Source organism: Parafrankia sp. BMG5.11 (assembly GCF_004337455.1).
Map to the genome: position 1 here is coordinate 129549 of NZ_SJXI01000059.1, position 26808 is coordinate 156356.

24 protein-coding genes and 1 other RNA gene are annotated in these 26808 nt (G+C 71.8%); 13 read left to right on the plus strand and 12 right to left on the minus strand.

What is annotated here, in order from left to right; genetic code table 11:
• Positions 1 to 3 precede the first annotated feature (3 nt).
• From E0504_RS33555 to E0504_RS33565, 3 genes are all read right to left on the minus strand, one after another.
• Positions 4 to 633, minus strand: a complete 630-nt coding sequence (locus tag E0504_RS33555; protein ID WP_112104741.1) for an AAA family ATPase — start codon at positions 631 to 633, stop codon at positions 4 to 6.
• Positions 630 to 1796 carry a sorbosone dehydrogenase family protein gene (locus E0504_RS33560; RefSeq protein WP_112104740.1) on the minus strand — a complete coding sequence of 389 codons (1167 nt, stop codon included), beginning with the start codon at positions 1794 to 1796 and terminating at the stop codon, positions 630 to 632. Before E0504_RS33560 ends, E0504_RS33555 begins: the two co-directional genes overlap by 4 nt.
• 193 nt (positions 1797 to 1989) lie before the next feature.
• A complete protein-coding gene (locus E0504_RS33565) occupies positions 1990 to 2172 on the minus strand; it encodes a hypothetical protein (protein ID WP_020463240.1) in 183 nt (60 codons plus the stop codon).
• Between the two features lie 226 nt (positions 2173 to 2398).
• Here E0504_RS33565 and ftsE point away from each other — a divergent pair, with 226 nt between their 5' ends.
• From ftsE to E0504_RS33585, 4 genes are all read left to right on the plus strand, one after another.
• Complete coding sequence (ftsE, locus tag E0504_RS33570) at positions 2399 to 3145, plus strand: cell division ATP-binding protein FtsE (protein WP_020463239.1); 747 nt, start codon at positions 2399 to 2401, stop codon at positions 3143 to 3145.
• Positions 3145 to 4017 carry a permease-like cell division protein FtsX gene (ftsX, locus tag E0504_RS33575; RefSeq protein ID WP_020463238.1) on the plus strand — a complete coding sequence of 291 codons (873 nt, stop codon included), beginning with the start codon at positions 3145 to 3147 and terminating at the stop codon, positions 4015 to 4017. Before ftsE ends, ftsX begins: the two co-directional genes overlap by 1 nt.
• 77 nt (positions 4018 to 4094) lie before the next feature.
• Positions 4095 to 4571, plus strand: a complete 477-nt coding sequence (gene smpB, locus E0504_RS33580) for an SsrA-binding protein SmpB (protein ID WP_071060358.1) — start codon at positions 4095 to 4097, stop codon at positions 4569 to 4571.
• The gene (locus tag E0504_RS33585) at positions 4564 to 6027 is read left to right on the plus strand and encodes a class I SAM-dependent methyltransferase (protein ID WP_165938689.1); all 1464 of its coding nucleotides are present in this window, start codon (positions 4564 to 4566) and stop codon (positions 6025 to 6027) included. Before smpB ends, E0504_RS33585 begins: the two co-directional genes overlap by 8 nt.
• Before the next feature lie 120 nt (positions 6028 to 6147).
• Here the strand turns inward: E0504_RS33585 and E0504_RS33590 are convergent, their stop codons facing one another.
• Both E0504_RS33590 and E0504_RS33595 read right to left on the minus strand, forming a co-directional pair.
• Positions 6148 to 6753, minus strand: a complete 606-nt coding sequence (locus tag E0504_RS33590) for a YoaK family protein (protein ID WP_243657738.1) — start codon at positions 6751 to 6753, stop codon at positions 6148 to 6150.
• 69 nt (positions 6754 to 6822) lie between these two features.
• Positions 6823 to 7290 (minus strand): VOC family protein, encoded by a 468-nt coding sequence (locus E0504_RS33595; RefSeq protein ID WP_071060361.1) that lies wholly within the window; start codon positions 7288 to 7290, stop codon positions 6823 to 6825.
• A 321-nt stretch (positions 7291 to 7611) separates the two neighbouring features.
• Here E0504_RS33595 and ssrA point away from each other — a divergent pair.
• Positions 7612 to 7985: a transfer-messenger RNA gene (gene ssrA, locus E0504_RS33600) on the plus strand.
• Positions 7986 to 8202: 217 nt separating this feature from the next.
• Here ssrA and E0504_RS33605 read toward each other — a convergent pair.
• Both E0504_RS33605 and E0504_RS33610 read right to left on the minus strand, forming a co-directional pair.
• Positions 8203 to 9111 (minus strand): NAD(P)-dependent oxidoreductase, encoded by a 909-nt coding sequence (locus E0504_RS33605; protein WP_112109307.1) that lies wholly within the window; start codon positions 9109 to 9111, stop codon positions 8203 to 8205.
• On the minus strand, positions 9108 to 9977 hold the full coding sequence (locus E0504_RS33610; protein ID WP_112109308.1) for an NAD(P)-dependent oxidoreductase: 870 nt from the start codon (positions 9975 to 9977) through the stop codon (positions 9108 to 9110). The genes E0504_RS33605 and E0504_RS33610 overlap by 4 nt, the downstream gene beginning before the upstream one ends.
• Positions 9978 to 10122: 145 nt before the next feature.
• Between E0504_RS33610 and E0504_RS33615 the strand changes: the two genes are divergently transcribed.
• The 3 genes from E0504_RS33615 to E0504_RS33625 are packed head-to-tail and all read left to right on the plus strand — an operon-like array spanning position 10123 to position 12462.
• Complete coding sequence (locus tag E0504_RS33615) at positions 10123 to 10545, plus strand: helix-turn-helix domain-containing protein (protein WP_071060448.1); 423 nt, start codon at positions 10123 to 10125, stop codon at positions 10543 to 10545.
• Between the two features lie 58 nt (positions 10546 to 10603).
• Positions 10604 to 11431: a HEAT repeat domain-containing protein gene (locus tag E0504_RS33620; protein WP_131626574.1), complete on the plus strand. Its 828-nt coding sequence runs from the start codon at positions 10604 to 10606 to the stop codon at positions 11429 to 11431.
• Positions 11425 to 12462, plus strand: a complete 1038-nt coding sequence (locus E0504_RS33625; protein WP_071060364.1) for a HEAT repeat domain-containing protein — start codon at positions 11425 to 11427, stop codon at positions 12460 to 12462. Before E0504_RS33620 ends, E0504_RS33625 begins: the two co-directional genes overlap by 7 nt.
• Before the next feature lie 121 nt (positions 12463 to 12583).
• Here E0504_RS33625 and E0504_RS33630 read toward each other — a convergent pair whose 3' ends face one another.
• The gene (locus tag E0504_RS33630) at positions 12584 to 12991 is read right to left on the minus strand and encodes a VOC family protein (protein WP_112109311.1); all 408 of its coding nucleotides are present in this window, start codon (positions 12989 to 12991) and stop codon (positions 12584 to 12586) included.
• An 85-nt stretch (positions 12992 to 13076) separates the two neighbouring features.
• Between E0504_RS33630 and E0504_RS33635 the strand changes: the two genes are divergently transcribed.
• The gene (locus E0504_RS33635; RefSeq protein ID WP_131626575.1) at positions 13077 to 13838 is read left to right on the plus strand and encodes a TetR/AcrR family transcriptional regulator; all 762 of its coding nucleotides are present in this window, start codon (positions 13077 to 13079) and stop codon (positions 13836 to 13838) included.
• Between the two features lie 98 nt (positions 13839 to 13936).
• Here the strand turns inward: E0504_RS33635 and E0504_RS33640 are convergent, their stop codons facing one another.
• Positions 13937 to 14698: a hypothetical protein gene (locus E0504_RS33640; RefSeq protein WP_131626576.1), complete on the minus strand. Its 762-nt coding sequence runs from the start codon at positions 14696 to 14698 to the stop codon at positions 13937 to 13939.
• 156 nt (positions 14699 to 14854) lie between these two features.
• On the opposite strand from E0504_RS33640, the gene E0504_RS33645 reads away from it, so the two are divergent.
• The 4 genes from E0504_RS33645 to E0504_RS33655 all read left to right on the plus strand — a co-directional run bounded on the left by E0504_RS33645 (position 14855) and on the right by E0504_RS33655 (position 19611).
• On the plus strand, positions 14855 to 16219 hold the full coding sequence (locus E0504_RS33645; RefSeq protein ID WP_131626577.1) for a sensor histidine kinase: 1365 nt from the start codon (positions 14855 to 14857) through the stop codon (positions 16217 to 16219).
• Positions 16216 to 16854, plus strand: a complete 639-nt coding sequence (locus E0504_RS33650; RefSeq protein ID WP_112109315.1) for a response regulator transcription factor — start codon at positions 16216 to 16218, stop codon at positions 16852 to 16854. The genes E0504_RS33645 and E0504_RS33650 overlap by 4 nt, the downstream gene beginning before the upstream one ends.
• Positions 16855 to 17584: 730 nt before the next feature.
• Positions 17585 to 17755, plus strand: a complete 171-nt coding sequence (locus E0504_RS50665; RefSeq protein ID WP_160144385.1) for a hypothetical protein — start codon at positions 17585 to 17587, stop codon at positions 17753 to 17755.
• A 110-nt stretch (positions 17756 to 17865) separates the two neighbouring features.
• The gene (locus E0504_RS33655; protein ID WP_160144386.1) at positions 17866 to 19611 is read left to right on the plus strand and encodes an HEXXH motif domain-containing protein; all 1746 of its coding nucleotides are present in this window, start codon (positions 17866 to 17868) and stop codon (positions 19609 to 19611) included.
• A gap of 22 nt (positions 19612 to 19633) precedes the next feature.
• Here the strand turns inward: E0504_RS33655 and fxsT are convergent, their stop codons facing one another.
• The 3 genes from fxsT to E0504_RS33670 all read right to left on the minus strand — a co-directional run bounded on the left by fxsT (position 19634) and on the right by E0504_RS33670 (position 26615).
• Positions 19634 to 24022, minus strand: coding sequence for an FxSxx-COOH system tetratricopeptide repeat protein (gene fxsT / locus E0504_RS33660; protein WP_112109317.1), 4389 nt, complete (start codon positions 24020 to 24022; stop codon positions 19634 to 19636).
• The gene (locus E0504_RS33665; RefSeq protein ID WP_112109353.1) at positions 24019 to 25044 is read right to left on the minus strand and encodes an AAA family ATPase; all 1026 of its coding nucleotides are present in this window, start codon (positions 25042 to 25044) and stop codon (positions 24019 to 24021) included. The genes fxsT and E0504_RS33665 overlap by 4 nt, the downstream gene beginning before the upstream one ends.
• A gap of 65 nt (positions 25045 to 25109) precedes the next feature.
• Positions 25110 to 26615, minus strand: coding sequence for a hypothetical protein (locus E0504_RS33670; protein ID WP_131626578.1), 1506 nt, complete (start codon positions 26613 to 26615; stop codon positions 25110 to 25112).
• Between the last annotated feature and the right edge of the window lie 193 nt (positions 26616 to 26808).

The window sequence follows — 26808 nt, forward strand, 5'->3', positions numbered from 1 at the left end:
GGCTCACTCGAACCGGATCTCGGTCAGGCGGGCGGCCTCCTCGCGGCTGATCCCGCGCGCGAACGTCCAGCCCTCCCGGGCCAGCGACCCGTCCTGCAGGGCGGCGCGCATCCGGGCCCACGACCGTTCGTGCCGCCGGAACGACCGGTGGGGGACGACCCGTCCGCGTGCGTGTTGCCCGGCCAGCGCCGCGGCCGGCGAGGTCTCCAGGAAGACCAGGTGGGCGGGACGGTGGCGCAGCCGTGCCAGGGCGGCCACCGTGCGCCGGGCCCACGTCCGGGTGCCGCACTCGTGGATCACCAGGTTGCGGCGCGGACCGGCCGTCCAGGCCGCGATCCGCCAGTAGTGGACGGTGTGCACGACCGGTCGGTAGAGCGCGTACGGGAGATGCCCGAGCCGCCGGGCCAGCGCGGCCCGCACCTGCGCGGAATCCAGCACGAGCGGGTCGTCCGCCCGCCCGCCCGCCGGCCCGGCACCGCGGCCGGGGGCACCGTGGTACAGCCGTTGGATCAGTGTGCTCTTGCCCGCGCCCGGGATGCCCGCGACGACCAGGACGCCGCCGGCTGGAACGACCATCGACCATCCGGTGCCCGGGTCGTGATCGGATGCCGCGCTGGCGACGCGCTCGCTCATCTCAGCGACACGATCCGGTCGTCGCCGGTGGCGGGCCTGCCACGGCCGTCGGTGTTGGACGTCGTCAGCCACAGCCCGCCGTCGGGCGCCGTCACGATCGTGCGGAGCCGCCCGAGCTCGCCGGCGAGCAGCGCCTTCGGCTCGCCGGTGACCCGGCCGTCGGCGAGCTCCACCACCCACAGCCGCTCCCCGCGCAGCGCGGCGACGTGGAGGATGTCGTCCCGGATCGCGATCCCGCTCGGGGACGCCTCCGCGGTGGTCCAGGTGACCTGCGGGTTCGTGTAGCGGCCGCCGTCGGTGTCACCGGTTCCCTCGACCGCCGGCCAGCCGTAGTTCGCGCCCGGGGTGATCAGGTTGATCTCGTCGAAGGTGTTCTGGCCGAACTCCGATGCCCACAGCCGGCCGCCGGCATCCCAGGCGAGGCCCTGCACGTTGCGGTGCCCGAGGCTGTAGACCAGCGAGGACGGCGTCGGATTGCCGGCGGGCACCGCGCCCTCCGGCGTCATCCGCAGGATCTTCCCGTTCAGGCTGGACGGGTCCTGCGCGGCGCCCGGGTTCCCGGCATCGCCGACGGCCGCGTAGAGGAGGCCGTCCGGCCCGAAGGCGATTCGCCCGCCGTTGTGGTTCGGCGCGGCGCGCAGACCGGTGAGCACGTCCTCGACGGCGCCGGCGCGGGCGCCGTCGAGGCGGAAGCGCGCGATGCGGTTGTCCGATGCCGAGGTGTAGTAGGCGTAGACGAGGCCGTCCGTCTCGTGGTGTGGGGAGATCGCGAGGCCCAGCAGACCGCTTTCGCTACGGTGCGTCACGGGCAGTGTGAGGATGTCCACCGGGGTGCCGCCGCCCGCGGGCACCAGCAGGACGCGGCCGCTGTCGCGCTCCCCGACCAGGGCCCGCCCGTCGGGTAGGAACGCCAGGCCCCACGGCGCCGCTAAACCGGTGACCACCGGTGACGGTTCCCCGAGCCCGCCCGCGCCGCCCGCGGACGCGGCCGGGGGAGCCGCAGCCGAGGCTCCGCCGGCGGGCCCGGTCGCGGACGGCTCCGGTTCCCCCGGGCCGCCCGCACCCACCGGCCCGTCCGTGTCCGCGGAGCCGCAGCCCACCAGCAGAGCGAGCACGGCGACGACCGCCGCGAGCAGCCGTTGGGCACCGGACGGAACGCGCATGATGCTCCTGACGGCGGTATCGGCCTGACGGCGGTATTGGCCTGACGGCGGTATCGGCGGGCGGGCTCTACACCTGAAACGGTCACCAGCCGCCGAGCGTGCCCGCCCGGCCCCGTGTGCCACATCGAGCGACCGGACCACCGCTACGGACGGCGACGTCCCAGGGCAGGCCGACCGCTACCGCCGAGCGGGCTCAGACGCGGTAGCCGGCCAGGAGCATCAGCGCGAGCAGCACCGTGAGCAGGGCGATCAGCAGCTGTGGCGAGACGGTGAACGAGGAGTGGTGCAGGGACTCGCGGGCGGCGCGGCACGCCGGGCAGCGCCCCTCGGCGACTGGAGCGGCACACCTCGCGCAGACCAGGTCATCGCAGCACATGCCGTCCTCCTTCGGCCCGGTCCGGCAACCGACGGACCAGCGCACGCTGGTCCGTCACCGGCTGGACGCGATACGACTCCACGGTACGCCCGGCTGATGCGCTGCGCCGCGGTAAGCCACCGGGCGGGACGGGCCACCACGGACGCGCGCGCCCCGAGATGCGGGACCTGGCCCATCCGACTACGTATCGTGATGGGTCTGCTGCGCTGAGGATGGGGAGGTCCTGATGATCCGGTTGGCCTCCGTGACCAAGCGCTACGCCACCGGGAGCCGACCTGCCCTCTCGGACGTCACCCTCGAGATCGGCGTGGGGGAGTTCGTGTTCCTGGTGGGCCCCTCCGGCTCCGGTAAGTCGACCCTGCTGCGGCTGCTGCTGCGTGAGGAACGGGCGACCGCGGGCCTGGTCGAGGTCGCCGGGCGGGACGTCGCGCGTATCCCCGACCGCAGGGTCCCCCAGCTGCGGCGGACCGTCGGCTGCGTCTTCCAGGACTTCCGGCTCCTGCCGGACCGGACGGTCGCCGGGAACGTCGCCTTCGCGCTCGACGTCGTCGGCCGGCCTCGGCATGTGGTCCGAACCGTTGTCCCCGAGGTGCTCGAGCTGGTCGGCCTCGCCGGCAAGGAGAAACGCTTCCCGGACGAGCTGTCCGGCGGCGAGCAGCAGCGGGTCGCCATCGCCCGGGCGTTCGTCGGCCGCCCGCGGGTCCTGCTCGCCGACGAGCCGACCGGCAACCTCGACCCGGCCACCGGCTCCGAGATCATGGAGCTGCTGGAGGACGTCAACCAGGCCGGCACGACCGTGCTCATGGCCACGCACAACGCCGGCCTGGTCGACGCGATGCGCCGCCGGGTCCTGGAGCTCGACGCCGGCACGCTCGTCCGCGACGAGCGCCGCGGCGGCTACGACGCGGGGCCGGTCACCATCCCCGACCAGCGGACCGAGCCCGTCCGCCCGGCCGGTGGGGCGGCGGGCTGATGCGGCCCGGCCCGCTCCTGGCGGCGCTGGCCACCAGCCTGCGCCGCAACCTCGCGATGACCTGCGCGGTGGTCGTGACCGTGACGATCTGCCTGGCCCTGCTCGGCGCCGGCCTGCTGCTGCGCGCTCAGGCACGCACCGTCGACCGGTTCCTGCTCGACCAGATCGAGGTGGTCGTGGATCTGCGGGACGGCCTCACCGACGCCGACCGTTCCGCGCTGCGCGCCGAGCTCGCCGCCGACCCGTTGGTAACGAAGGTCACCTACGAGACCAAGAAGGACGTCTACGAGCGGTTCCGCCGTGACTTCCGGAGCTCCCCGGACGTCGTGGCCGGGATCGGCCCCGACGACCTCCCCGCCTCCTTCCGGCTGACCCTGGTCGATCCACGGGATGCCGAAGAGATCGTCTATGCGTACACTGGCCGGGACGGCGTCGAGGCCGTTCGGGATCAACGTGCCCTCCTCGGGCCGCTCTACCGCTTTCTCGACGCGTTCACCCTGGGAGCCTTCGCCCTGGCGGCGGCGCAGGCCGTGGCCTCGTTCACGCTGATCTACACGATGATCCGGATCTCCGCCCACGCGCGCCGGAAGGAGACCGCGATCATGCGGCTCGTCGGCGCGACCAACGCCACGATCCGAGCGCCGTTCGTGCTGGAGAGCGCCCTCGCCGGCCTGTTCGGCGGGCTACTCGCGGCAGCCGCCCTGGTGCTGGCCAAGATATATCTGGTGGACGGACGATTCGCCCATCAGACAATGTTCCCTCTGTTCGGATGGGACGCGGTGTGGACGGCGGTCGCGGTGGTGCTCGCCGTCGGGGTGGCCGCCGCGGCGGGGATGGCCTCCGTCGCGCTGCGCCGGCACCTGCGGGTGTGACGGCGTCCCACGACACGGCGCCCCACAATGGGACGACGGACGGGAACGTTACGGACGGGAAGCAGGGCTGAGGAGCAGTGCCGAAGGAGACCGGGCGCAAGCTGATCGCGCAGAACAAGCGCGCCCGCCACGACTACGAGATCCTCGACACCTACGAGGCCGGGCTGGTCCTCATGGGTACCGAGGTCAAGGCGCTGCGCGCCGGCCGCGCCTCGCTGGTGGACGGGTTCGCGCAGATCGCCGACGGTGAGATCTGGCTGCACAACGTGCACATCCCGGAGTACACCGAGGGCACGTGGACGAACCACGCCCCGCGGCGGCGGCGCAAGCTGCTGCTGCACCGCGCCGAGATCGAGAAGCTGATCGGCAAGACCCGCGAGGGCGGCCTCACCGTCGTCCCCCTCTCGCTCTACTTCAAGGACGGGCGGGCGAAGGTCGAAATCGCGTTGGCCCGCGGCCGCAAGAACTACGACAAGCGCCACGCCCTCGCCGAGCGGGACGCGGCGCGTGAGATGAGCCGGATCATGGGCCGGCAGGCGAAGGGCCGTGTCTGACCGACCCGCGGCGCCGGACCATGACGGCGAACAGGCGGCCCGTCCGCTCGCCACCTTCGATGCGCTGCTGACCCCCACGGGAGCGGAGCTGCTCGCCGCGGCGGCCGTGGCGCATGCCGACGGCACGGAGCTGCGCGCCGGCTCCCGGCTGCGCGCCGCCGGCCATCCTCCCGACCTCGTCGCCGCCGCGTTCGCCCAGGCCGAGCTGCGGGCCCGGGCCGCGGCGAAGTTCAGCCAGGCCGAACGGATGTTCTTCACCCGCGATGGGCTGGAGCAGGCCTCGTCCGAACGGGCGGCGGCGCACCGGGCGGCGAGGTTCGCCGGCCTGGGCCGCCTCGCCGACCTGTGCACCGGCATCGGCGGTGACCTCCTCGCCCTGGCGGCCGAGCACCCGGTCCTCGCCGTCGACCGCGACCCACTGCACCTGCGGATGGCCGTCCACAACGCGCACGCGCTCCGGGGCGGCGGGCGGGAGGGTGGGTCCGGTGGGGTCGAGGCCCTTGCGGCGGACGTCCGGGATGTCGGCCTGACGGGCGTCGACGGCGTCTTCGTCGATCCCGCGCGGCGGGGCGGCGAGCGGCGGATGTCCGCCGGCGCCGGTGAGCCCCCGCTGGCCTGGTGCTTCGGGCTGACCGAGCGGGTCGAGGCCGTCGCGGTCAAGGCGGCTCCGGGGCTCCCGGTGGAGCTCGTCCCGCCAGGCTGGGAGATCGAGTTCGTCGCGGACAGACGTGGCCTCAAGGAGTCCGTGCTGTTCTCGCCCGCGCTCGCGACGGCGTCCCGGCGGGCGACGGTGCTGCTCGGCCCGGGTGACCGGTCGGTGCCCGGGACCACCGGGCCACGGGTGGTGACGCTGACCGGTGAGCCGGACCCCGTCGGTGACGACCGCGACCACGGCCGCCCGGGCGGCGGTCACAGCGGCGGTGGCGGGCCCGTCCCGCTCCCGGTCCGGCCGCCGGGGGAGTACCTCTTCGACCCCAATCCCGCCGTCACCCGGGCCGGGCTGGTCGGCACGCTCGGCCGCCTGGTCGGCGGGTGGCAGATCGACCCGAGGATCGCGTTTCTCGGCGCTGACCGGCCGCTGGCGACCCCGTTCGCGCGGACGCTGCGGGTCGAGGCCGAGATGGCCTTCGACGTGCGCCGGGTGGCGGCGGCCGTGCGCGAGGCCGGCATCGGCGCACTCGACGTGCGCCGGCGCGGACTCGCCGGGGATGTGGACGCCATCCGGCGGCGGCTGATGCCGGCCCGGCGGCACCTGGTCCCGGGGGGCCGCACCATGACGGTGGTGATGACCCGGGTGCGGGACGAGCCGTGGGCTCTTCTGTGTACCGACGTCACGCAGACCGCTCGGGCGGATCAAGCCGATCGGGCTGATGCGGCGGATCGGGCCGGGCGGGCGGATCCGCCGGATCTGGCGGACCGGACGGCTGGGGCCCGGGGCGGTCCGGCCAGGGACTGAACGCGGAGCCGGCGGTGGCGAGCGCGAGGTTGAGTGCGACCAGCGTCAGCCCGGCATACAGCGGCAGCAGCGGCGCCACGCGCAGGAAACCCAGCGCGCCGGCGCCGGCGCTCGCGAACATCACCACGGGCCCGGCCAGCTGCCGGGGCCCACCCGACCCCGGCCCCCGCCCAGCCGGGTCTGGACGGCGAACGTGGTGATCGCGGTGGTGAGCACGTTCGTCGGGATCTCCGGCCTGGCCAGGCGCCGCGCCGTCGCATGCTGCAGGCCCATCGCCACGGCCAGCATCGAGACGATCGCGTACTCGGCGCCGCTGGGATGCGCCCGATCCGACCGGCCGCCGGCGGCCACCGTCAGCGCCAGAACGTCACCGAGCCAGCGGGCCGCCACCACCAGCGCCGCGGCCACCGGGACGGCCTGGGCGGCGGTCACCGCTCCCAGCCAGAGCCGGGGGCGCCGGCCGAGCCGGGTACCGACCCGTCCGCCGGCCAGCGCCCCGAGAACGAAGCAGCCAAGCGAGGTCAACGACAGGATTCCGGAGATCCCGGTGGCCCCGGCCAGCGAGAAGCCGAGGACGACGACGTTGCCCGTCATGTTGGCCACGAAGACCTCGCCGAGCCCCAGGAAGGTCAACGAGTCCACCAGACCGGTCAGCGAGGTCATCGCGAGGAGGAGGACGACCGTCCGTCGCTCGGAGCCCGTCGCGCGCTCGCCTGCGGGGGGCACCCGGCCAGTGTCCTGAATCCGCGCCGGGCCCGGGCCGTGACGCGCGGTGACCGCCGGCGCCCGGGCCGCTCAGAGGCGGAGCGGACGGATGGGCGCCGCGATCAGGGCGGGGTTGCCGCGCCAGTCGACCCCGGGCACGTCGATGTACAGCTCGATCTCGTTCCCGTCCGGGTCGGAGATGTAGAGGCTGTGGGTGACCGTGTGGTCCGACGCGCCGACGAGCCGCACACCGGCCCGCTCGATGCGCTCCAGCGCCTCCCGAAGCTCGTCGTCGCTGTCGCCGACCTTCAGCCCGAAATGGTAGAGCCCGACGCGCCGACCGGGCGGCAGCGCGGCCGCATCCGCCCCGACCTCGATCAGCAGCAGCTCATGGTGCGTGCGGCCTGAGGAGAACGCCGCCGCGGGGATGCCCAGACCGGCCGGCCCGCCAACCTCGGGGAAGACCTGCCGCCAGCCGAGGACGTCCCGGTAGAAGGCGACGGAGCGCTCGAGTTCGCGTACGTACAGCACGAGATGTCCCAGTTCCTTGATCTCCATTGCGTTCCCCCTGATCACATTGCCTCTGTCTTGAACGTTCAACTATATGGACGGTTGGTCTGTTCCGTCCTCCCGCCGCTCGTTCGCCACCCGTTCGCCACCCGTTCCGGTCGGCCGTCGGTGGTGGTGCGCTCGCCCGGCCCGCGGGCGAGCGGCGGTGCCGCCCGCGGGCCGCCGCGCCGTAATCGGGTGGTCGAGCCGCGGCGCCGTGTGGGAACATGTGGTCGGCGGTCGACGTTGAACCGTCTGGGCACGCTGGCGAGTCGTCGGCGGGTCCGGCTGGCACAGAACAGCACGCATGCACCAACACGGCACATACCAGGGGGTGACCGGCTTCGACTCCGGACGTCGAGGCAGGGGAAGCGGGCCGAGGATGAGCGGTTATCTCGTTAACGATCCGTTCAGAACACAGCTGCCACTAAGACGCAGCCTGCTAGCTCCACTTTCGCCCTCGCGGCCTGAGTAGAGACCAACTAGCCGTCAGCCTGGGAGTTCCTCCGGCCCAGGATCTGGCGTCGACAGGAGGATCACCGTCCCACCCGGTCGCGGGGTAGGTCGGGAAATCTAACAGCGACTGAGCCTGCGCCGGCTTGCCTGCGGGACCGGCGGGGCTGAGAAAAAACAAGCAGGCTGCGCCCGGAGAAGCCCTGTGTCGGGGCCGGAGGACGCGGGTTCGATTCCCGCCACCTCCACCACGATGCGTAACAATGCCCTGACCTGGGCAAATTGATGAACCCTATGAGATCAGAGGTTGATCGAATAGAAGATGTCCAGGTCGGGGTCTTGATCGGTTGGTTCGATTCCCCAAGTGCACCAACAGACCTCGACTACACGGCGTAGTGACAGGGGGCCGGTCGGCGCCAGGTATGCAGCTTCGTCTCCTGGTCGTAGGACCACGGTTCTGGTCGTTGTTCAGCCGCCAGCTTTGAGTATCTCGTAGAGAACGGTCCAGTTCTCGGTGCCGCGGCCGGCGCTGACGGCCTGGTCGTAGTGCGCCTTGACGGCTTTGGGCAGCCGTGTGTCGATGCCCGCCTTCTTGCTCGTCCACACGATGTGGTCTGCTGTGGCGCCCATCATCCGCGCTGTGCTGAGGTCGCCGGGGTGTTCGCCGGCCTCCAGGCGCCGGGCGAGGTCCCACCCGTCTCCGATCATCGCCGGGATAGCGGTGAGGATGTTCAGCGCGCCGGGCAGGAAGTCGGCGGCCGGGACACCGGCGGCGGTGACGAGCGCGGTCGCGTGGAGCAGGCTCGACAGGGCGGTGAGGAAGACGTCGAGGTGCGCCTGGTAGAAGAGCTGGGCCAGGCCTGGGTCCTCCCCGAGGTACCTGGGCTCGCCGATCAGTCCGAGCGTCGGTTCGTGGACGTCGAACACCGCGCGCGGCCCGCTGTAGAACACATACGCCCCGGGGCCGCCCACAGCGGGCGCGGGCACCATCACGCCTCCGGTCACGAAGGTCGCCCCGTGTCTGGCTGCCCATGCCGCCGCGTCCCGGGAGGCGTCGGGCGTATCCGAGCTGAGATTGACCAGGACCTTGCCGTCAAGAACACCGGAGGGCCCCGAACTCTCGGCGACCGGGCCGAGGATGTCGTACATCGCCCGGTAGTCGGTGAGGCTGAGGATGGTCAGCCCACTGGCGGCGACCGCGGCCGTCGGGGTGGGTGCGAGCGTGGCGCCGCCGGCGACGAGGTCGTCGGCGCGCCGCGCGGTGCGGTTCCACACCGTCACCGGATGGCCGGACCGCAGCAGGGACGCGGCCATCGCTCGGCCCATCGGGCCAAGGCCGATGACCGTCACAGGAGACAGGCCGTCCTCGCCGCTCATCGGGACTTCCTGAGCTCTTCGAAGATGCGGGCGGTGCCCTGCCGACCGTAGCCGGCAGCGATCTGCCGGCGAACGATGTCGTGGACGGGCCGCAGCACGTCGACATGGACGCCCGCTTCGAGGCTGGCCGTCACCAGTGAGGCCAGTGCGGCTTCGGTGAACTCAAGGCTCTGCTGGCCCGCCCCGGCGTAGTCCTCGGCGTCCACTGTGGCGGCGAGACCGGCCAGCTGGCCGGTCATGGCGGCGAGGAAAGGTGTCTGCCGTCGGGTGAACTCGGCAGCCGACACCCCTTCGGCACCGACCATCGCCGCGCCGTGCAGAAAGCCGGCGAACATCGTGTACATCCCGACGAGCATCGCCATGTCGCGGAGCGAGGCCATACCGGGGTCGGTCCCGAAGTAGTCGCTCTGCCCCCACAGATCGAGCAGTTCCCGGTTCTCTTCGAAGGCGGCCTCGGCACCGCTGTAGAAGATCACCGCATCCGGACGGCCGATCATCTCAGGTACGGCCATGATCGCGCCGTCCAGGTAGGTGATGCTGTGCTCCGTCGCCCAGGCCGCGAGCTCGCGGGCCTGGTTCGGTGTTGTTGTCGTCAGATTGATCACGGCACGTCCGGTCAGGCTGGCGGCGACCGGATCGATCACGGCGTGCACCGACTGATGGTCGAGCAGGCACAGGATGATCAGTCCATCGCCGGTGATCGCCTCGCCGACGGTCTTGGCGATGGTGGCGCCGCGCTCGCCGAGTGCTCCTGCTCTGCCCGGGGTGCGGTTCCACACCACGGAGGGTCGGCCGGCGTCGAGAGCCGCGGCGGCGAGCGCGCTGCCCATCGCACCCAGGCCCAGGAAGGTCGTACGGGTCGTCATCAAATCGTCCCTTGCTCCGCTCGGTGGTCTGACTGGCGCGCTGTCCCGACCCTCCCCGCTAACCTTTCCCACCGGCAAGTACCTACTATTTTGTTCAATACTTACCCGGAAGTTAGTGTCCAGCTGGGGCCAGGTGGAGGGTCTGATGGTGACGAGCACGCGGCGCGGTCCCTACGTCTGCGGCATCGATGCCGGTATGGACGTGGTGTCAGGGAAGTGGAAGTCGCTGATCCTCTGGGAGCTGAACAACCACGGAATCCGGCGGTTCGGAGAGCTGCGGCGCGGCCTTCCTGGCGTCAGCGAGAAAATGCTCATCCAGCACCTGCGCGAGATGGAGGAGGACGGCCTGGTCCACCGCGAGATGTATCGCGAGGTGCCTCCCCGGGTCGAGTACTCCCTCACCGAGCACGGCACATCGCTCAACGAGGCCCTCCGTCCGCTGGGTGAGTGGGGGACGCGACGTCGCGAGCGCCTCGCCGCCGAGGACGCGCTCACATCCACGTCACCAGCCGCGCCTCGCCAAGCGTCACCCACCATGCCGGTGCACCCGGGTCAGGCGATCGTGTGATCCGTCGGTCACGGGCTTGACCTTGACATGGTGATAGGGCTTCCACTGGGTACCGGAGGTGGTCCTGATCAACACGACAAGCGGAACCCCGCTGAACACCCGCGTGGCCAATGCTCTGGGCGCCAAGGACTCGTCGGTCCGGCTTCAGGCGGCCCTGGCGGTCGGCTCGAACCCCGACCCCGGCCTCCTGGAGACGCTCGTCGAGCGGTGCGCGGTCGAGCCGGACTTCTTCGTGCGAGACATGCTGTCCTGGGCGCTGACCCGCTTCTCGCCGCGGATCACCCTGCCCCGGATCCGCCAGGAACTCGACTCCGAGCGCGCTCAGGCCCGCAGTCAGGCGTTGCACACGCTCGGCAAGATCGGCGACAAGGGTGCGTGGGCCTGGATCACGCGCGACATGCTGCGCGACGCCGACGACGAGGTCGCGCGGACCGCGTGGCGCGTCGCGGTCGCCCTCGTGCCCGAGGGCGAGAAGAAGGCCCTGGCCGACGAACTGGTTGTGCAGCTCGGCCGCGGCGACCGCAGTGTGCAGCTGAGCCTGAGCCGGGCACTCGTCGACCTCGGCGACGTGATCGAGCCCGCCCTGGAGAAGGCCGCGGCGAATCCCGACCCGGCTGTGGCCGCGCATGCCCGTGCCACCGAGTTGCTCCTGCGGGACCCGGAGACCGGTTTCAACGCGGCCATCGATGAGGCGAGGCGGGTCATCGCACTCGGCCCGGAACGAGCCGCTGCTGCCGCTGCCGCCGCGGCGGGAGTCGCCGAGCCTTCGGAGGTTGCCGAGCCTTCGAAGGCTGCCTGCGTCGCGGCGATCGGCGAGCCCACGGAGACGACCGAATCGACGGGGGCTGTGGATGCTGTGGATGCCGTGGAGGCCGTGGATTGCTGATCGGCGACGTGTCCCGCCACTCGGGGGTGAGCACCCGGATGCTTCGGTACTACGACGCCCTCGGCCTGGTGCGACCGACCGGTCGCACCCTCGGCGGCTACCGCGAGTACTCCGCCGAGGACGTCCGGAGGATCTTCCACGTGGAGAGCCTGCGGTCCCTCGGGCTCTCGCTCAAGCAGATCGGGCGTGCGCTGGAGGATCCGGCCTTCACACCGTCCGCCCTGGTCAGCGATCTCATCCGGTGGACCGAAGACCGTTTGGAGCGGGAACAGGAGCTGCTCGAGCGGCTCCGCGCGATCGACGCGTCGGCGCCCACCGGCTGGCAGGACGTCCTGCGCATTGTCGAGCTCATCCAGGGGCTCGACTCGACCAGCGCTGCGCGCAGGCAGCAGTCCGTCCTGGCCCGACCGGAGGGCGTGTCCGTTCCCGCCGAACTGCTGGTCAAGGCGGTCCTGGCCGAATCCGACCCCAACGTCGCGGGCGCTCTGCGCTGGGCGCTCGCCCGATCGGGCGCCGACGGCGTGGCAGCGCTGGCCGCCGGCGTGCACTCGGAGGATGTCGGCATCCGGCAGCGCGCGGTGCGGGCGATCGCCGAGATCTCCGAGGCCCCGGATGCGACCGCTGCGCTTGCGGACGCGCTCGGGGATCCGGACACAACGGTGCGCAGGCACGCCGCGCTGGCGCTGGGCAGGCGCGGCGGGACCGCGGCCGTGCCGGTACTCGTCGGCATGGTGGTCGAGGGCGTCAACGACGTCGACGCGGCGGAGGTCCTGGGAACGCTGTCCCTGGACCCCGGCTGCGCGGACCGGATCATCAGCGCGCTGGTAGACGAACTCGCCGCGCACGCTGCGGACTCCGCGGTGCGGATACGCCTGGCCCAGGCGCTGGTCGAGCTGCCGGGGACCGCCGCGCGGGAGGTCCTGCGCCAACTGACCCACGACGGCGACCGCACTGTCGCCCTCGTCGCCTCGGTCTTCGTCGAAGCTGTCGAAGAACGGTCCCCTGAAGGCCGAGGCGACGAGGATTCCTGAAAGCGCGCGACCGAGGTGTGGACCGGAATGCCCAGAACCCGTCTGGCAGGTCGCCAACCGTGGTCCGGCGGGTTGCCGCAGACACCGCACCGCCGGTCGGCCGCGCAATGCCCGGCGCGGGTCAGGCGTTCTCGGTGGTGGGGTGGCCGCCGGGGCCGTTCCAGTCGACGAGCTGGACGATGATGCCGTTGGGATCGCGGACCTGGAAGGCACGCTCTCCCCATTCCTCGACCGTCAGTGGCATCGTGATGGCCACGCCTTCGCCCTGAAGTCGGGCGAGTTCACCCTCCAGGTCGTCCACCACGAACGCGAGGATCAGCCCTGTCGCGTGGTCGTCGCGCTGGTCGGCGGGCAGGGTCGGCAGCCCGCGGCGCAGGTAGACGACGTTCATGCCGGCGTCATCGCGGCCGAGGGAGGCGAAGCCGTCGGCCGCCATCAGTTCCGTGAAGCCGAAGTGCCTGGCGAGGAAGGCCGCCGAAGCGGCGACGTCGTCGACGTTCAGCGACACCGCGGACGAACTGATCTTCATGGGGGATCCTCCGAGACCTGGTGCGACTAACTCTGTACGTAGTACATAATACACAGTACAAAGTTTCGCGGACGATGATGGCTACGTGACGGCTGAACGATCGGGCGCCGGTGATCCGGCCCGCACACTGGCTCTGCTGTGGGGAGAGGCGTCGACGGCATCCCGCCGGGGGCCGAGCCGGGCGCTGGACCTCGCCGCCGTGGTCAGGACCGCCACCGATCTTGCCGACCAGGAGGGCCTCGCCGCGGTGACGATGCGGGCTGTCGCCCGTGCCTTGGGCGTGGTCCCCATGACGCTCTACACCTATGTGCCGGGCAAGGAAGAGCTGCTGGACCTGATGCTCGACGCGGCCTACGCTCGGATGTCGCGTACGGACACCGCCGGCGCGCCGTGGCGGGAGCGGCTCACCGCCGTCGCCGACGAGAACCGCGCCCTGTTCGCCGCGCATCCCTGGGCGGCCGAGGTCTCCACCCTGCGCCCTCCCTTGGGACCGGGCCTCATGGCCAAGTACGAGCATGAACTGTCCGCCTTCGACGCCCTCGGCCTCTCCGACACCGAAATGGACGACTGCCTGACCTACCTGCTGTCCTTCGTCCAGGCCAACGCCCGTGCGGCCCACGAAGCGACCGGCGCGGCGGCTGGCCCCGACGGTGACGACACGCGGTGGTGGGCGCGGGTCGGCCCCCTCCTGGCCCGCGTGCTGGACGAGCAGCGCTATCCGCTCGCCAGCCGAGTCGGCACGGCCGCAGGCCAGGCACGCGGCAGCGCCCACGATCCCGACCACGCCTACCACTTCGGCCTTGCCCGCCTTCTCGACGGCCTGGCCCCCCTCATCGAACGCTGCTGACACTCCCCCGACTAGTCGGAGCCCGCGGCCAGAGGTGGCCGCGGGCTCCGAGGGGCGAAGCGGAGGTCAGGCCTACCGGCCTGACCGCTGAGATCACTTCACTGGTCGCGGCCCTGCCGCAGCCAGTGCCAGGCGAGGGCCCCCAGCCACAGTTCGAAGCCGAGCGTGCTCAGGGCGAGCAGCGGGAACAGGCCGCCGACCAGCAGGGTGGCGCTGCCGACGAGGCTGACCGGCAGCAGCGCGACGCCGGTGCGTCGCAGCCACGGCGCCACACCCTCCGCGCCCAGGCCGAGCAGGATCGCGCCAACGAAGAACACGCGCGGCAGCGCCGAGAACGCCAGGGCGAACGGCGCGGCCGAGTCCCATCCGGCGAGAATCCTCACGTCGCTTCCCGTGGCCGCCGTTTCCAGGGCGATGTCGTGCAGCACCCCGGCGAACGGCCAGATGAGGGCCAGCAGGGTGCCCGCGGCGACGGCGACCGCCGCGAGCACGCCGGTGCCGTCCACCCGGCGCAGGCGCAGGTGTACCACACCGAGAAAGCCCAGCAGCAGTGACCCGGAGATCATGAACACGTAGTTGCCGGTCCGGTAGGCGGTCTCGGCGTCGAGCACATTTGTGCCGCGTTCGAGGGCCGGATCGTCCGGCGAGCCACCGTGTGGCAGCACGAACACCGCCATGCAGACCATCACGACGAGCTGGCAGACGGTGAAGGCGATGCCGAAGCGAGCGCTGAGCCGACCGACGTCCAGGCCGGCGCCGGGGCGGGCGTGGGCCGGTCGGCCACCGGAAGCCCGGTCGGGGGCGTGACGGTGGGACGCGGCGTCCTCCAGAACAGCCATAACAGGGCTGACCGTGGTCATGATCCACCTTTCTGCTGGCCCGTCCGGAGCCGGATCGAGCCGGGTTTCGCCGGCCGTTGCGCCGACACCAGAACGGTAGGAGTCGGGCGCCCGGCCCCACATCGACCGAGGGGCTGCTCGTGGAGTCAGCCCGGGATGACGCGCGGCTCATCCGGGATGACGTGGGTTTCAGCCCTCGGGCTGATGCCACGGCCGCCCCGCGCCCGTACGCTCGCGATCGTGGACCGTGCCCAGGACCGCCTGCCGCGATGGCTCCGGACGCCCAGGACCGACGCCACCATGGCGGCGGGGTTCACTCTCGCCGGGCTCGCGCAGACGGCGATCTACCCGATGGCGGGCGGCGCGCTGGGCCCGCTGTATGTGCTCGGTTCCACGTTGCCGCTCGCCTGGCGCCGTAGCCGGCCGGTCGAGTCCGCGCTGGTGTCGTCGGCGTTCTGGCTGATCCCGCTCGAGGGTTACCCGCTGCTCGGCTACGTGGTGGTGATCCTTCAGTTCTTCGCCCTGGGTAGTCGCGGGACCCCGCGCGCCGCGGTCGCGCTGGCCACCCTGTGGGCGTGCGCGGTCTCGGTGGTCGGCACCCTGCTCGGTCCCGAGGCGCCGGTTGCCGCCATCGGCGGTGCCCTCGCGGTGGCCGCGCCGGTGGGCGTCGGTCAGGTCGTCGCGCGGCTGCGGCGGCAGAACGCCGAACTCGCCAGGCTCACCGAGGACCTGCGGCGCGAGAGGCTCAACGCCGAGGAGGCGGCGGTCGGCGCCGAGCGTGCCCGCATCGCCCAGGAACTGCATGACGTGGTGGGGCACGAGGTGACTCTGATAGCGATCCAGGCGGAAGCCGCCGCGTCCGCGCTGCGGGTGAGACCCGAGCGGGCCGCCGAGCCGGTCGAGGCCATCAGGGCCACGGCGCACCGGACGCTCGCGGAGATCCGTTCCGTCCTCGACATCCTCGCGCCCGGCGGCCGGGATGGCCGGGGCGGCCGAGAGCCCGCGCGGGAGGACATCGCCGAGATCTCCCGCCGCGCCGAGGACGCGGGCATCGCCAACACGCTCGTCGTCACGGGTGATCCGTGGCCCGCTCAGTCGCCCGCGTCGCTCGCGGTCGGCCGGATCGTGCGCGAGTGCCTGACCAACGCGGGGCGGCACGCCCCGGGGGAGCGGGTCAGCCTCACCGTGAACTGGACCGCTCGGGAGGTCCGTCTGGAGGCGGTGAACCCGGGCGCGCCCACGCGCCCGCCGACCCCCGGCCGCGGCCTTTCCGGGATCCGTCACCGGGCGGACCTGCTCGGCGGAGCGTTCCACTCCCGAGTCCACGACGGGCTGTTCGAGATCCGGGTGACGTTGCCAGCGGCGTCACCGACGTCCGCGGCCGGCCAGTCCACGCAGACCGCCGGGCCGGCCACACCGACCGCCGATCCGGCCGCCACGGGGACCACCGGGCCGGCGGCGCGGGAGGCGCGGGAGGCGCGGGAGGCCGACCCGGGCGCACGGGGCGCACGGGGCGCCACGGTGGCGGGGAGCCCGCGGTGACCCGCGTGCTGATCGTCGACGACCAGGATCTCGTGCGGCAGGGACTGCGGATGATCCTGGAGCTGGCCGGGATCGAGGTGGTCGGCGAGGCACGGGACGGGGACAGCGCCGTGCGGGCGGCGTCGCGGTACCGGCCCGGCGTCGTCCTCATGGACCTGCGGATGCCCGGAATGGACGGCGTCGAGGCCACCCGCCGAATCGTCGCCGCCGGTGACGCTCGGGTCATCGCGCTGACCACGTTCGACGTGGATCAGAACGTGGTGGACGCCCTGCGCGCGGGTGCCGCCGGGTTCCTGCTCAAGGACGTCACGTCGGAGGGGCTGGTCGACGCGGTGCGGCGCGCCGAGGCCGGCGAGCCGGTCGTCGCGCCCGCCGTCCTGGCCCGGATGATGGACCACTTCGCCACCCGCCCGCCCGAGCAGCCCCGCCTCCCAGCCGGCCTGGACGAACTGAGCGACCGCGAACGGGAGGTTCTGGCCATGATCGGGGCCGGGAGGTCGAACGCCGAGATCGCCAGCGAGCTGTTCATCAGCATGGCCACAGTGAAGACGCATGTCCGGCACATTTTCGCGAAGCTCGACCTGCGCGACCGTGCACAGGCAGTGGTGGCCGCCCGTGACGCCAGGCTCGGCTGATACCCCGATAGGTCTCGCTCACCACCCGCGGCGCTACCGTCCGAAACCCGGGCGGGAGCGGTCGCATCGGCGCAATCAGGCCCTGCGGTGGGCCCGGCGCTCGTCGGTTTCGCCGAAGCGCCGGGGAGAAAGCCGCCGGAGCGGGGCGTCATCGACATCATTGAGCCGCGCCGACGGCATCCGCATGGTCGGCACCCGTGTTCCGTCGAGTACGGCGCCCCGGCGTCAGCGTTGGCGGCGGCCCGCCGTCCGGCCACCGCCTGTTTCGACCGCCTTGCTCCAGTGTCAGTATTCGGTACACGGGTGATGTCCACCCGGCGGCTGCGGACAATAACCTCGTACTCCTTTCCGCCGGCATCAGGGACCGCGGCCTCCCGGCCATCTTCCGGCGGCACGCTGGAAGGCTTTGGTCGAACGCCGGGACCGGCCGGGACGGATTAAACGGGTACCGCTGTCGCTCGATCCCGCCATTGGTCCGGGACGGGGTGGGGCAGGAGGCGCCTCCGGACACGGCGGGCTCCGGTGACCCGCCAACCGTTGCGCGGCAGAGCCGGCGGGCCCGGCGCCCGCGCGGAGCGGGACGACAAGTCGGCGCATCACGACAGGACATGTGCGACACTTGTCAGGCGGTCAGGGGTCGAATCGACGGCCGGAGCCAGCTGGCTATCCGGAACGCGAAAAACGCCCGCGGGCGGGCTCGTCGCGCGGGACCGTGGTGAAGTGAGGTCTCATGCCCGAGCGATTGATCGAGTCGCCGCTCGTCGACCTGGGTTCGACCAGTCTCGCGGACCTGCGCAACCATGACGGCGACGGCCTGCGTAACGCGGTTACCCGCCTCATCGACCATATCGATGACCCGGACAACCGGTTTGGCGGTTACAACAAGCAGCGTCAGCGCTGATGGGTCCGGAAACGGTCCGTTCCAGTTCACCGGATCGTTCTCTTCTAACCCCGCACCGTATTGCCGAACGCGACTTCGACGCACTCGTCTCGGGGAATGCGGGTGCCGCTGTGCTCCGGCTGTTGTGGGCGTCCGAGCATAGCCAGCGGCTCGTGCTGCTCCGCGCCCTGCTCGACGAGGCCCGCGGCCGGCCGGCCGCCCGCGGGCCGTTGGCCACCGCCGACCATGCCTGGGACCTGCTTGTTCGGGCCGAGCACAGTGACGCCGAGCAGGTGGCCGCCGTTCTCGACTATCCGACAACCGGCCTGTGGGCCGCGCTGACGCTGCGGCGGCTGCGCGGACTGCGCCACGACGATGCTCCTCTCTGGGTTGACGTCGGATATTTCCACGCCATCGCCGCCGCGGCCGCGATGCGGGCGGGGATCTCGTTCCGTGCCGTCCTGCCGGTGCGCCGAGGCAACGTGGCGTTACCCACCCTGGGGCACACACGAGTCCCGTGCGGTGATCCGTGGGAGGCCGCGGAACTGGTTGTCGACGAGGGTCCGGCCCGCCTGCGTGGGCCCTGGGGCGTGGTCACCATCCGCCGTGACGGGGGGCCGCACGGGGCCTGGTCCCCGCTGTCGGTGCTCAGCGCCGAGCACGGCGGCCGCAGGCTGCGGGTGACGGTCGAGGACGCGGATCCGTACCGGCACGTCGTCCACACCGCGTTGCCGGTCCCACTGCGCGGACGTGAGTTGGAACGCTGGCGGGAGCTGATCGACGGGGCGTGGCGCGTCCTGGTGCGTGAACACCCGGACCAGGCCACGGAGGTCGCCGAGCTTCTGCAGGCTGTCGTGCCGACGGCTCGTGCCCGGCGCTTCCTGCCCCGCAGCGCGTCGTCGGGCGATGGCTTCGGCGGCGCACTCCTGTCCATGCCGGACAGCAAGCTGCAACTGGCCGCGACTCTCGTCCACGAGATGCAGCACGCCAAGCTGGGCGCTCTGTTACATCTTGTCGATCTCTACACGCCGGGGAACGGCGAGCGCTTCTACGCCCCGTGGCGTGACGACCCGCGACCGCTCGCCGCCCTGCTCCAAGGGATCTTCGCCTTCTTCGGCGTCACCCGGTTCTGGCGGCGGCAGCGCACCGTCGTGGCGGGTGGCGCCGCGACCGCCGCGCACTTCGAGTTCGCGCTGTGGCGCGCTGGCGTCTGGCGGGCGATCGAGGACGTCCGCGCTGCCCCCGACCTCACTCCCCTGGGGCATCGCTGCCTGCTCAACATCTCCGTGGTGCTGGCGGGCTGGCTCGCTGAGCCCGTGCCGGGCACCGCCGCGCGGTGGGCGAGCGCCGTGAGCGCCGATCACCGGTCCGGGTGGCGACTTCACCACCTTCGACCTGATGCCGGCGCCGTGGCGATGCTGACCGAGGCCTGGAGCGCTGGCCAGCCTCCGCCGGCGGCCGCGTTGCACGTCCCGCCGCGGATGTCCGCCGATCCGTCGGTCGCCGCTCTGGAAGCGCGGGAGGCTCTGGTCCGCATGCTGCTGTACGACCGGCGTCAGACCGGCGAGTGGCCGCCCGCGATGGAGCTGGGACGTCAGGTCCGCGGCGCGATCCCGGCGGACGTCTCCTGGCTGGAGGGGGACGCGCACGCGGCCGCGATCGGGTTCGACCGGGCGCTCGACACCTCGCCAGGTGACCCGCATGCCTGGAGCGGTCTCGGGCTGGCCGCCCGTGACGCCGGCGACGTCAGCGCCGCCCGTGCGCTCGCGGTGCGCCCGGAACTCGTCCGTGCGGTGCACCGGGCGCTGAGCGACGCCGGCCGCGCGCCAGGCAGGCGGGAGCTGGCCGGCTGGGTCGGCGCGGGCCTGGGGGCCTGACCCTCCCGTGCCGGCCGAGCGATCAGAGCGGCATCGGGTCGATGTCGCAGTCGGCCCGCACCCAACTGGCGGCGTTCCTGGTGGCTGGATGCTCCACCCCGAGCACCTGGCCCATCCGCCGCACCGTCTCGGTGTGCAGGTTCTCGGCCTCCCGGGTCTGCCCCAGGCGGCGCAGGTCCATGGCGAGATTGGACTGTGCGGCCAGCGTGGCCGGGTGGCTGTCGCCCAGCACCGCCGTCGACTGCTCGGCTACGTCGACATCCAGCTCCCGTGCCCGTTCGGCGTCCCCGAGCGCGTAATGGTCGCTGGCGAGGTTCGTCAACGCGACGAGGGTCGACGGATGCTGCTCGCCCAGAACCTCGCGCAGCCCCGCCAGCGCGTCCACGTCGATGGTGTGCGCCGCCGTGATGTCCCCACCCAGCCGGTGCGTCACGGCGAGGTTGACTGCGGCCGCGAGCGTATGGGGGTGCTTCGGCCCCAGGACTGCCCGGTAACGCTCGAGGGTGTCCTCACACAGGTCCCGGGCTTCTGCCAGCTCGCCGGTGTGGCGCAGGTCCATGGACAGGCACAGCGAGGCGGCCAGCGCGTCGGGATAGTCCAGGTTGTACCGGGTGGCCAGACGGGTCTGGACGTCTCGGGACTCCTCGAGGGCGCCCTGGTGATCACCGGCCTTGCGGCGGGCGACGGCCAGGTTGCGGCGGGCTCGGAGAAGCTGGGGATTGCTCTCGCCCTGGTCGCCGAAGGCCTGGCGGAAGCGGAGCACGACCTCCTCCTGCTTGTCGCGGGCGTCCGGGTAGTCCCCCAGCTCGCGGTGGTCGGTGTTGATTCCGCTGGTGGAGATCAGACACGGGATGGCGTCCACCCCCAGTTGGGCCTCCCGCCGCTCCAGGGTCTCGACGGCAAGGTCGCGGGCGGCCCCGAACCGGCCGAGCAGCCGGTACGTGACCGAGACGTTGTGTGCGGCCTCCAGTGTCTGTGGTTCGTCCGGCCCGAGGGTGCGTACCGATCGCTCGTACACCTGCTGGGAGAGGGTGAGCGCCGCCGCGAAGTCACCCTCGACCCGCTTGTCCGCCGCCACCGCGCCCAGCGCTTCCAGGGTGACCTCGTGCTCCTCGCCGAGTGCCCGCTCGCAGATGTCGAGCAGCTGGGTGTTCAGGGCGGCGGCCTCCTGGAACCGGCCGATGAGGAACAGCACGAAGCTGAGCCATCCGCCGATGTCGAGGGTGTGCCGGTCCTCCGCGCCGAGGGTCCGCGACCAGATGTCGTAGCCATCCTGGGCGAGGGCTCGGGCTGCCTGGTGCTCACCCCACTGGTACAGGTATCTGACCTCGTTGAGATACAGCTCGCGGACCCAGGTGTCGCTGCTGCGGACGGTCTCCGAGGCGAGCACGTGCGGATAGAGCTCGCCGTAGCGCGGCCAGTTCTCCCGACTGACGGGGTCGGCGGGATCGCTGGCCGCCAGCAGTGCCTGCGCGCCTCGCCGCATCGTCTCGCGTTCGGCCTCGGGCATCCGGTCGATCAGCACCTTCTGGACGAGCCGGTGCATCTGGAACGAACTGGTCCGGTGGTCCAGCTTCATCAGTGAGTAGCGCGTGACCTCACGGATGGCGCGACCGAGCGCGACCGAGTCGCGCAGGGCGGCGTCGAGCTCGGGCACGATCATCGTGCTGCGGGCACGGGTGAACAACTGGCGCGAGATGCCCTCGGGTGCGAGGAAGGCGCAGACCTGCAGCAGTCGCAGCGAGGCCGGGTTCTTCTCCGCGAGCCGGTCGAGCGACACGCTCCACGCGGCCGTCACCGACTGCTCGGCGCGACGGCCGGGCTCGGCGGGCTCATCCTCCCGGAACAGCTCGCTCGTCTTGGTTTCCAGCAGCTCGAGGTACTCGTCGACCGGCATGCCGGTCTCGACCCGCCAGGTGGCCGCTTGGTCGACGGCGAGCGGCAGGTCGCCCAGGGCGGCGGCAAGTCGGTCTGCCTCGTCCTCGGTGAGTGTCGTGTCCCGGCGCCGCAGCAGTGCCGTACTCTCGGACCGCGCGAAGACGGCGACCTCGAGAGGGCGGGCGACGCTGGCCCACCGCGCGTCGCGTGAGGTCACGAGCACCCGGCCCTCGGCGCCGGCCGTGGGGAAGTATTCGACGATCCTGCTCGGGTCCTCCGCGTTGTCGAACACAAGCAGCCATCGTCCGAACGGGCGGCCCGTCCGGAGCGCCTCGCGAACGAGCGGAAGCGCGGCGTTCACCTCGCCACCGACCTCGAGCCGCAGCGACGGGGCGAGGTCGACCAGGGCCTGCGCGATCTGCGCGTTGCGTTCCGCGGGTATCCACCAGATCAGCTCGTACTCGGCCTGGTACCGGTACACGTACTCGACGGCGAGCTGGGACTTCCCGACGCCCCCCATGCCGTGCAGGGCCTCCGGCAACACGGCTGTGGCACCCTCACCGAGCCGCCGATGCAGTTCCCGCAGCAGGTCGGCGCGGCCGGTGAAGTTCGGGTTGCGTTGCGGGACAGCCCCTCCCAGCACCATAGGCCAGGTGGTCTGGCCTCGGCGCGACTCCACCAGCGGCGTCGCAGTGCTCGACGTCACGAACTCCCTGCCTCCTCGGCTCTGGGTGCCCGGCTCAGACCTGTGGCCGGGGGTAATGGAAACATCGGGATCAGGCCGAGGTGTGGGCGCGTGCCCACTTTGCGTGTCGCTACTCATTGTCATACCCCGGACACTATCGGTAGTTGATGGCGCTGCGGTGCCCTGCGCAAGGGGACTGATGAGGGCGCCGAGCCGGCGGGAACGCCGTAGGAAACGGCCCGCCACGCTCGCCAGCACCGTCTCCTCCACGGCCAGGAAGGGGCGATTGGCCTCGGTGACCGCCGGCAGGCCGACCTCCTCCGGGTGCTCGCTGGTCAGCACGAGATCGATCTCTCGGAAAGCATCCACATCATCGCCCAGGGTGTTGGCGGCTGTGTGGAGGACGCGTAACGCCGACGCCCGGTCACCATGAGCCAGAAGCTCCTCGCGTAATCCGTCGGCGAACTCGAGGGCGATCTGTGCGCCGGCTGTGACCCCGGAGCTCGCGCCGTCGCGGCGCCTGCGCACCGGGATGACGACGCCGCTCGCGAGAACCTCGCTGAGGTGCCGGCGACCGGCCGCCGGCACCATGTCCAGCACCTGCCGCAGCACCGGCCACGTAAGTGGCGCGGCGGCCAGGTGAACAGCCAGCTCGAACGCGACCGGCGAGGCCAGCTGCCGGAACCGGTCCAGCTGCAGGCGAGCCGTGCGCGATGGTGGGTGCTGGTCGGCCGGCCGCGACCGCGGTAGTGGCCCGGCCAGCACCGCGGGCAGCTCGGTCGGCCGGGCTGGCTCGGCACCCACCATCTCCGCCCAGGGTGCGAGCCACTCGGGAGCGAGCTCGATCATCGGCACCGGCAGCGCACGGGCCAGCTCCAGGTCCGGCACTCCTGTCAACGCGCGCCCCCACGGCCGGCTGAAGACCCACCGGGGAGCGGTACCAGCGGTGCCGCCTCTCGCGGGCACCATCCGCACACGGTGGGTGCGCAGCCCGCCCCAGCGCCACATTCGCTCCGGCAGCAGATTGATCAACGCGACCGGCCCGGACCGGGCCCAGCGGTGCAGGGCCGGGGCAATCGCGTCGGCGTGCCAGCCTGGTGCGAGCGTGTCGGTGACGATCCAGACGATCTGCCGGCCGGACGGGACATGGCTCGACGTCGCTGGTGCGCCCTCGCCCGTGCGGGTCGCCCGCAGCAGCACCTGCTCCGGACGCTGCGTCGTGGTGTCGAGGTAGCTGACCCGGACGTCGCGGAACCGTGCCTGCTCCAGCAGCCTCGCCAGCCCGGGCACCATGTCGAGCCACAGGGTCATGGAGGGGCTGTCGTCCACGACCAGATGCATCTCGTAACACGGCTCGCTCTCCGCCCGCCGGACCGGAATACCGAGCTCATCCATGGCGAACCGCTCGGCGGTGGCCAGTTCGTCCAGCTCCCACCGGTCGACCGAGGGAACCTGGCGGTCCAGGCCGCGCAGTGCCCGGTGGAAGGACAGCGGATCCGCCACCGCCGGCTCGGCGCGCACCTCGGCCTTGTAACGCTGTGTGCCCGACCGTGGCCGATCGGCCTGCCCGGGTAGCTGGTGGCGGGCCGCCGAAAGCTCCACCCGCACGGTGCGCGCTGTGGACGTCCGTGGATGGGACGGATCCGGGTCCGGCGGAAGGTCGGCTTCCGGCTGGCCGGGTGGGCCTGATCCGGGCGGCTTCGGGTGGCTCGTCTCCTCTCCGCCGTCCGCGGCGATGGCCGGGTCCACCCTGTCCCACAGCCATAGTGTCTCGGCGACTCCCAGGGCGAGATCGCCGAGCCCTGCGTCGCCGTCCTCGGGGGAACCGTGCCGGTCGAGCCCACTCACCAGGTGTCCAGCGGCGGCGACAGCTCGTGCCAGACGGCGTCCAGGAGGTGATGCCAGGTCTCCTCGTCGCCGTCGAACGCGCCGGCTGCGGCCAGGTGCGCCGCGTTGAGCAGCTGGTCGGCGGCCAGCCCGCCGACCAGCTGGCGGCGCCGCTCGAACTTCTCGATGAGTTCCGCCCGCGCCGCCGACTCCGCGGGGAAATGCGCGGCGACCAATGAGGCCAGCCTGGCGGTGTCGGGGTGGGGGAGATCCAGGAGCGTGCAGCGACGCCGGAACGCGGGTGAGAACTCCCGCTCGCGGTTGCTGGTCATCACGACGATGGGAAAGGCGTTGCACCGCACGACGCCCTGCGTGAGAACAGCGGTCCGATGCCGGTCCGCGGTGTGCACCTGCACCTCGGGCGTCTGGGCGCTCAGCCGCGCCAGCTCGGGGAGCAGGAACTCGCCGTCCTCGAAGATGTTGAGCAGATCGTTCGCGAACGCGAACTCGCTCTTGTCGAGCTCGTCGACAAGCAGCACTCGCGGCAGCCGCTGGGGGAGAAAAGCGGTGCCCAGGGCGCCGAGCCGCACGAAGTCCCCGATCGAGGCGGCGCCCGAGTCGCGGCCCCCGGGGACGGCGTCCTCCGAGCGGACTCTCAGACGGTAGGGGGACGAACCCCGGGCCTGCACCATGGCCTGCGCCCGCCCGATCGCGTCGTACTCGTACAGCCCCTCCTGAATGGTGGTGCGGCTGGTGATCGGCCACCGCAGCACCCTACCGAGACCGAGCTCGCTGGCGATCAGGTAGGCCAGGCCGGACTTGCCGACACCCGGCGGACCGGTGACCAGCAGGGGACGCCGAAGGTACACCGCCGCGTTCACGAGCGAGATGTGCACCGGGTCGAGGAGCCGGGACGGGACGCGTCCGAGGCGCCGTTCGGTCTCCCGGAGGTCAGCGGTCGGCGGGGTCAGCAAGGGCGCGCCGTCGAAGGCTCGCCACGGCGGGGGAGCGGGCCAGCGGGCGTCCCGCTCCGCTGGATCCATCGGGCGACCGGTGCCCTGGAAGAGCCACCACTTCGGGCTGCGCGCCGCAGCGTCGTCTTCGGTGCTCACAGGCCGTTCTCCCCTGGAACGTCAGCGATTCGGTGAGGATCATCCCATAACAGCGCGACCTGTCGGCCCAGGTGCAGCAGCTGCTCCTCCGGCGGGAGCAGCTGCGCGTCGAGCCGCAGGTGGCGGGTGGCCCGCGGTAGGTCCGCGGCGCGCTGGTGGGCCAGGGCGGCGCGGAGACTCTCGTCAGGATCGGCCTTGTCCAGGCCGTGAGTCCGTCGCCACAGGATGCCGGCGATACCGGTACGCAGGCCGGCCAGGAGCTCGCCCATGGCGCGGCTCCCGCTGTGCGGCGGCCCGCTGAGAACGAGTGCGATCAGCCGTTTGTCAGCACGCAGGGCGGCCTCCAGGCTGAGCGCGCCCGCGTGCGGGTGGGCGGCACACCAGTACGTCGCGGAGTCCGCCGGTTGGTCGACGTACCGCCAGCGCTCACGCAGCACCCGGTGCAGCTCCGGTGACTCCACCCGCTCGAGGCTCCGTAAGGTCACGGAGTAGTCCAGGACGAGTGGCCTGGGAGGTCCGAACCTGTCTTCCTTGCGCCACCACTCGACCTCGGCGTCGAGCAGGTCGAACGGCAGGACGAACTCAAGTGAGAGCTCGTCCGCCGTGTGCGACAGGATGCGCTCCGCCTTGCGGACAGCTCCGCTCACGGCACGTTCGAGCTGGTCGCGCGGTAGCCGCTCGCGCTGTTCCCCCGCATCGACGATCTGCCCGGGCCGGTAGCGCTCGAGCCGCCAGGTGAGGTCGAACTGGTCCCGGGCCGGTCCGGCCCCCTCGAGGCGCAGCACCATGTGCACGGGCGATCGGCCGTCGAGCGGGTCCGCGCGCCGCCGGCGCAACCCGTCGAGCTCGGCCAGGCAGCCGTGCTCCGTCGCGACCTGCCGGACCCATGCCTCGGCCAGCGGCTCGAGCGTGCGATCGAGACGGTTGTTGTGGATCAACTGGTCCAGAAAGATCAGGTACGGCGCAGGCAGGCCGCGCGACGTGGTCCTGTTCACGAGGTGGACGAACACCTGCCACCCGGTGGCGCAGTGCCACGGCGGGGCTGCCTCGCGGTCCCCGGTGGCCAGCTGGAACTCCACCTTGACGTCGTTCGCTGGCCAGGGCTGGAGCGCGTCGTGCAGGACGTCCCAGACATTGACCGGCTGGGTGTCCCCGGCCTTGGTCGGCCACAGCACGAATGCGGTGGCGGCCGTGTCGGCGGTGTCCCAGCACTCGACGAGATGGGTGACCCGTGCCGTCAGCTTCGAGGTGTCCGCCAGCGCCCGCACGCCGTCGCGGAGCGCGGCCAGCCCCCGAGGGCACCGGGAGCATTCCTCGATGAATCCGTGAAACCACTGGCGGCGCAGCGGGTTCTCCGGAACCTGCAGGGGCACCGCCGCATGTCTCTCGGTCCGCGTGACCAGCTGGCGCCTCGACGACTCCGACCGGAAGGCCGGCGTCCGGTCAAGGAGATCGACGATCTGGTCCTCGAGCTCGAGCCGGAGCTTGTCGCATCGCGTCACCCATGCATTCAGATCCGACACCGATCCCCCGAGCGCGCGGTTCTCGGCGTGCGCGAAGAGGCCACCCCGAGTCGTCTCCGGTTCCACAATACTTTCCGGGCTTCTGGCCGGTGAAGCGACCGTCGTTGGATGCTGTTCGTCCGAACGATCCCTCGGTACGACCGATGGCGCGCGGCGGGTGTCATCGTCGGCT

Bases quoted from the DNA above. Each gene is read 5' to 3' on its own strand.
- E0504_RS50665 (WP_160144385.1), top strand. From the start codon at position 17,585: ATGCCCGAGCGATTGATCGAGTCGCCGCTCGTCGACCTGGGTTCGACC.
- E0504_RS33630 (WP_112109311.1), bottom strand. From the start codon at position 12,991: ATGAAGATCAGTTCGTCCGCGGTGTCGCTGAACGTCGACGACGTCGCC.
- E0504_RS33615 (WP_071060448.1), top strand. From the start codon at position 10,123: ATGGTGACGAGCACGCGGCGCGGTCCCTACGTCTGCGGCATCGATGCC.
- E0504_RS33665 (WP_112109353.1), bottom strand. From the start codon at position 25,044: ATGGATCCAGCGGAGCGGGACGCCCGCTGGCCCGCTCCCCCGCCGTGG.
- E0504_RS33640 (WP_131626576.1), bottom strand. From the start codon at position 14,698: ATGACCACGGTCAGCCCTGTTATGGCTGTTCTGGAGGACGCCGCGTCC.
- E0504_RS33610 (WP_112109308.1), bottom strand. From the start codon at position 9,977: ATGACGACCCGTACGACCTTCCTGGGCCTGGGTGCGATGGGCAGCGCG.
- E0504_RS33555 (WP_112104741.1), bottom strand. From the start codon at position 633: ATGAGCGAGCGCGTCGCCAGCGCGGCATCCGATCACGACCCGGGCACC.
- E0504_RS33560 (WP_112104740.1), bottom strand. From the start codon at position 1,796: ATGCGCGTTCCGTCCGGTGCCCAACGGCTGCTCGCGGCGGTCGTCGCC.
- E0504_RS33595 (WP_071060361.1), bottom strand. From the start codon at position 7,290: ATGGAGATCAAGGAACTGGGACATCTCGTGCTGTACGTACGCGAACTC.
- E0504_RS33605 (WP_112109307.1), bottom strand. From the start codon at position 9,111: ATGAGCGGCGAGGACGGCCTGTCTCCTGTGACGGTCATCGGCCTTGGC.
- ftsE (WP_020463239.1), top strand. From the start codon at position 2,399: ATGATCCGGTTGGCCTCCGTGACCAAGCGCTACGCCACCGGGAGCCGA.
- ftsX (WP_020463238.1), top strand. From the start codon at position 3,145: ATGCGGCCCGGCCCGCTCCTGGCGGCGCTGGCCACCAGCCTGCGCCGC.
- E0504_RS33565 (WP_020463240.1), bottom strand. From the start codon at position 2,172: ATGTGCTGCGATGACCTGGTCTGCGCGAGGTGTGCCGCTCCAGTCGCC.
- E0504_RS33645 (WP_131626577.1), top strand. From the start codon at position 14,855: ATGACGTGGGTTTCAGCCCTCGGGCTGATGCCACGGCCGCCCCGCGCC.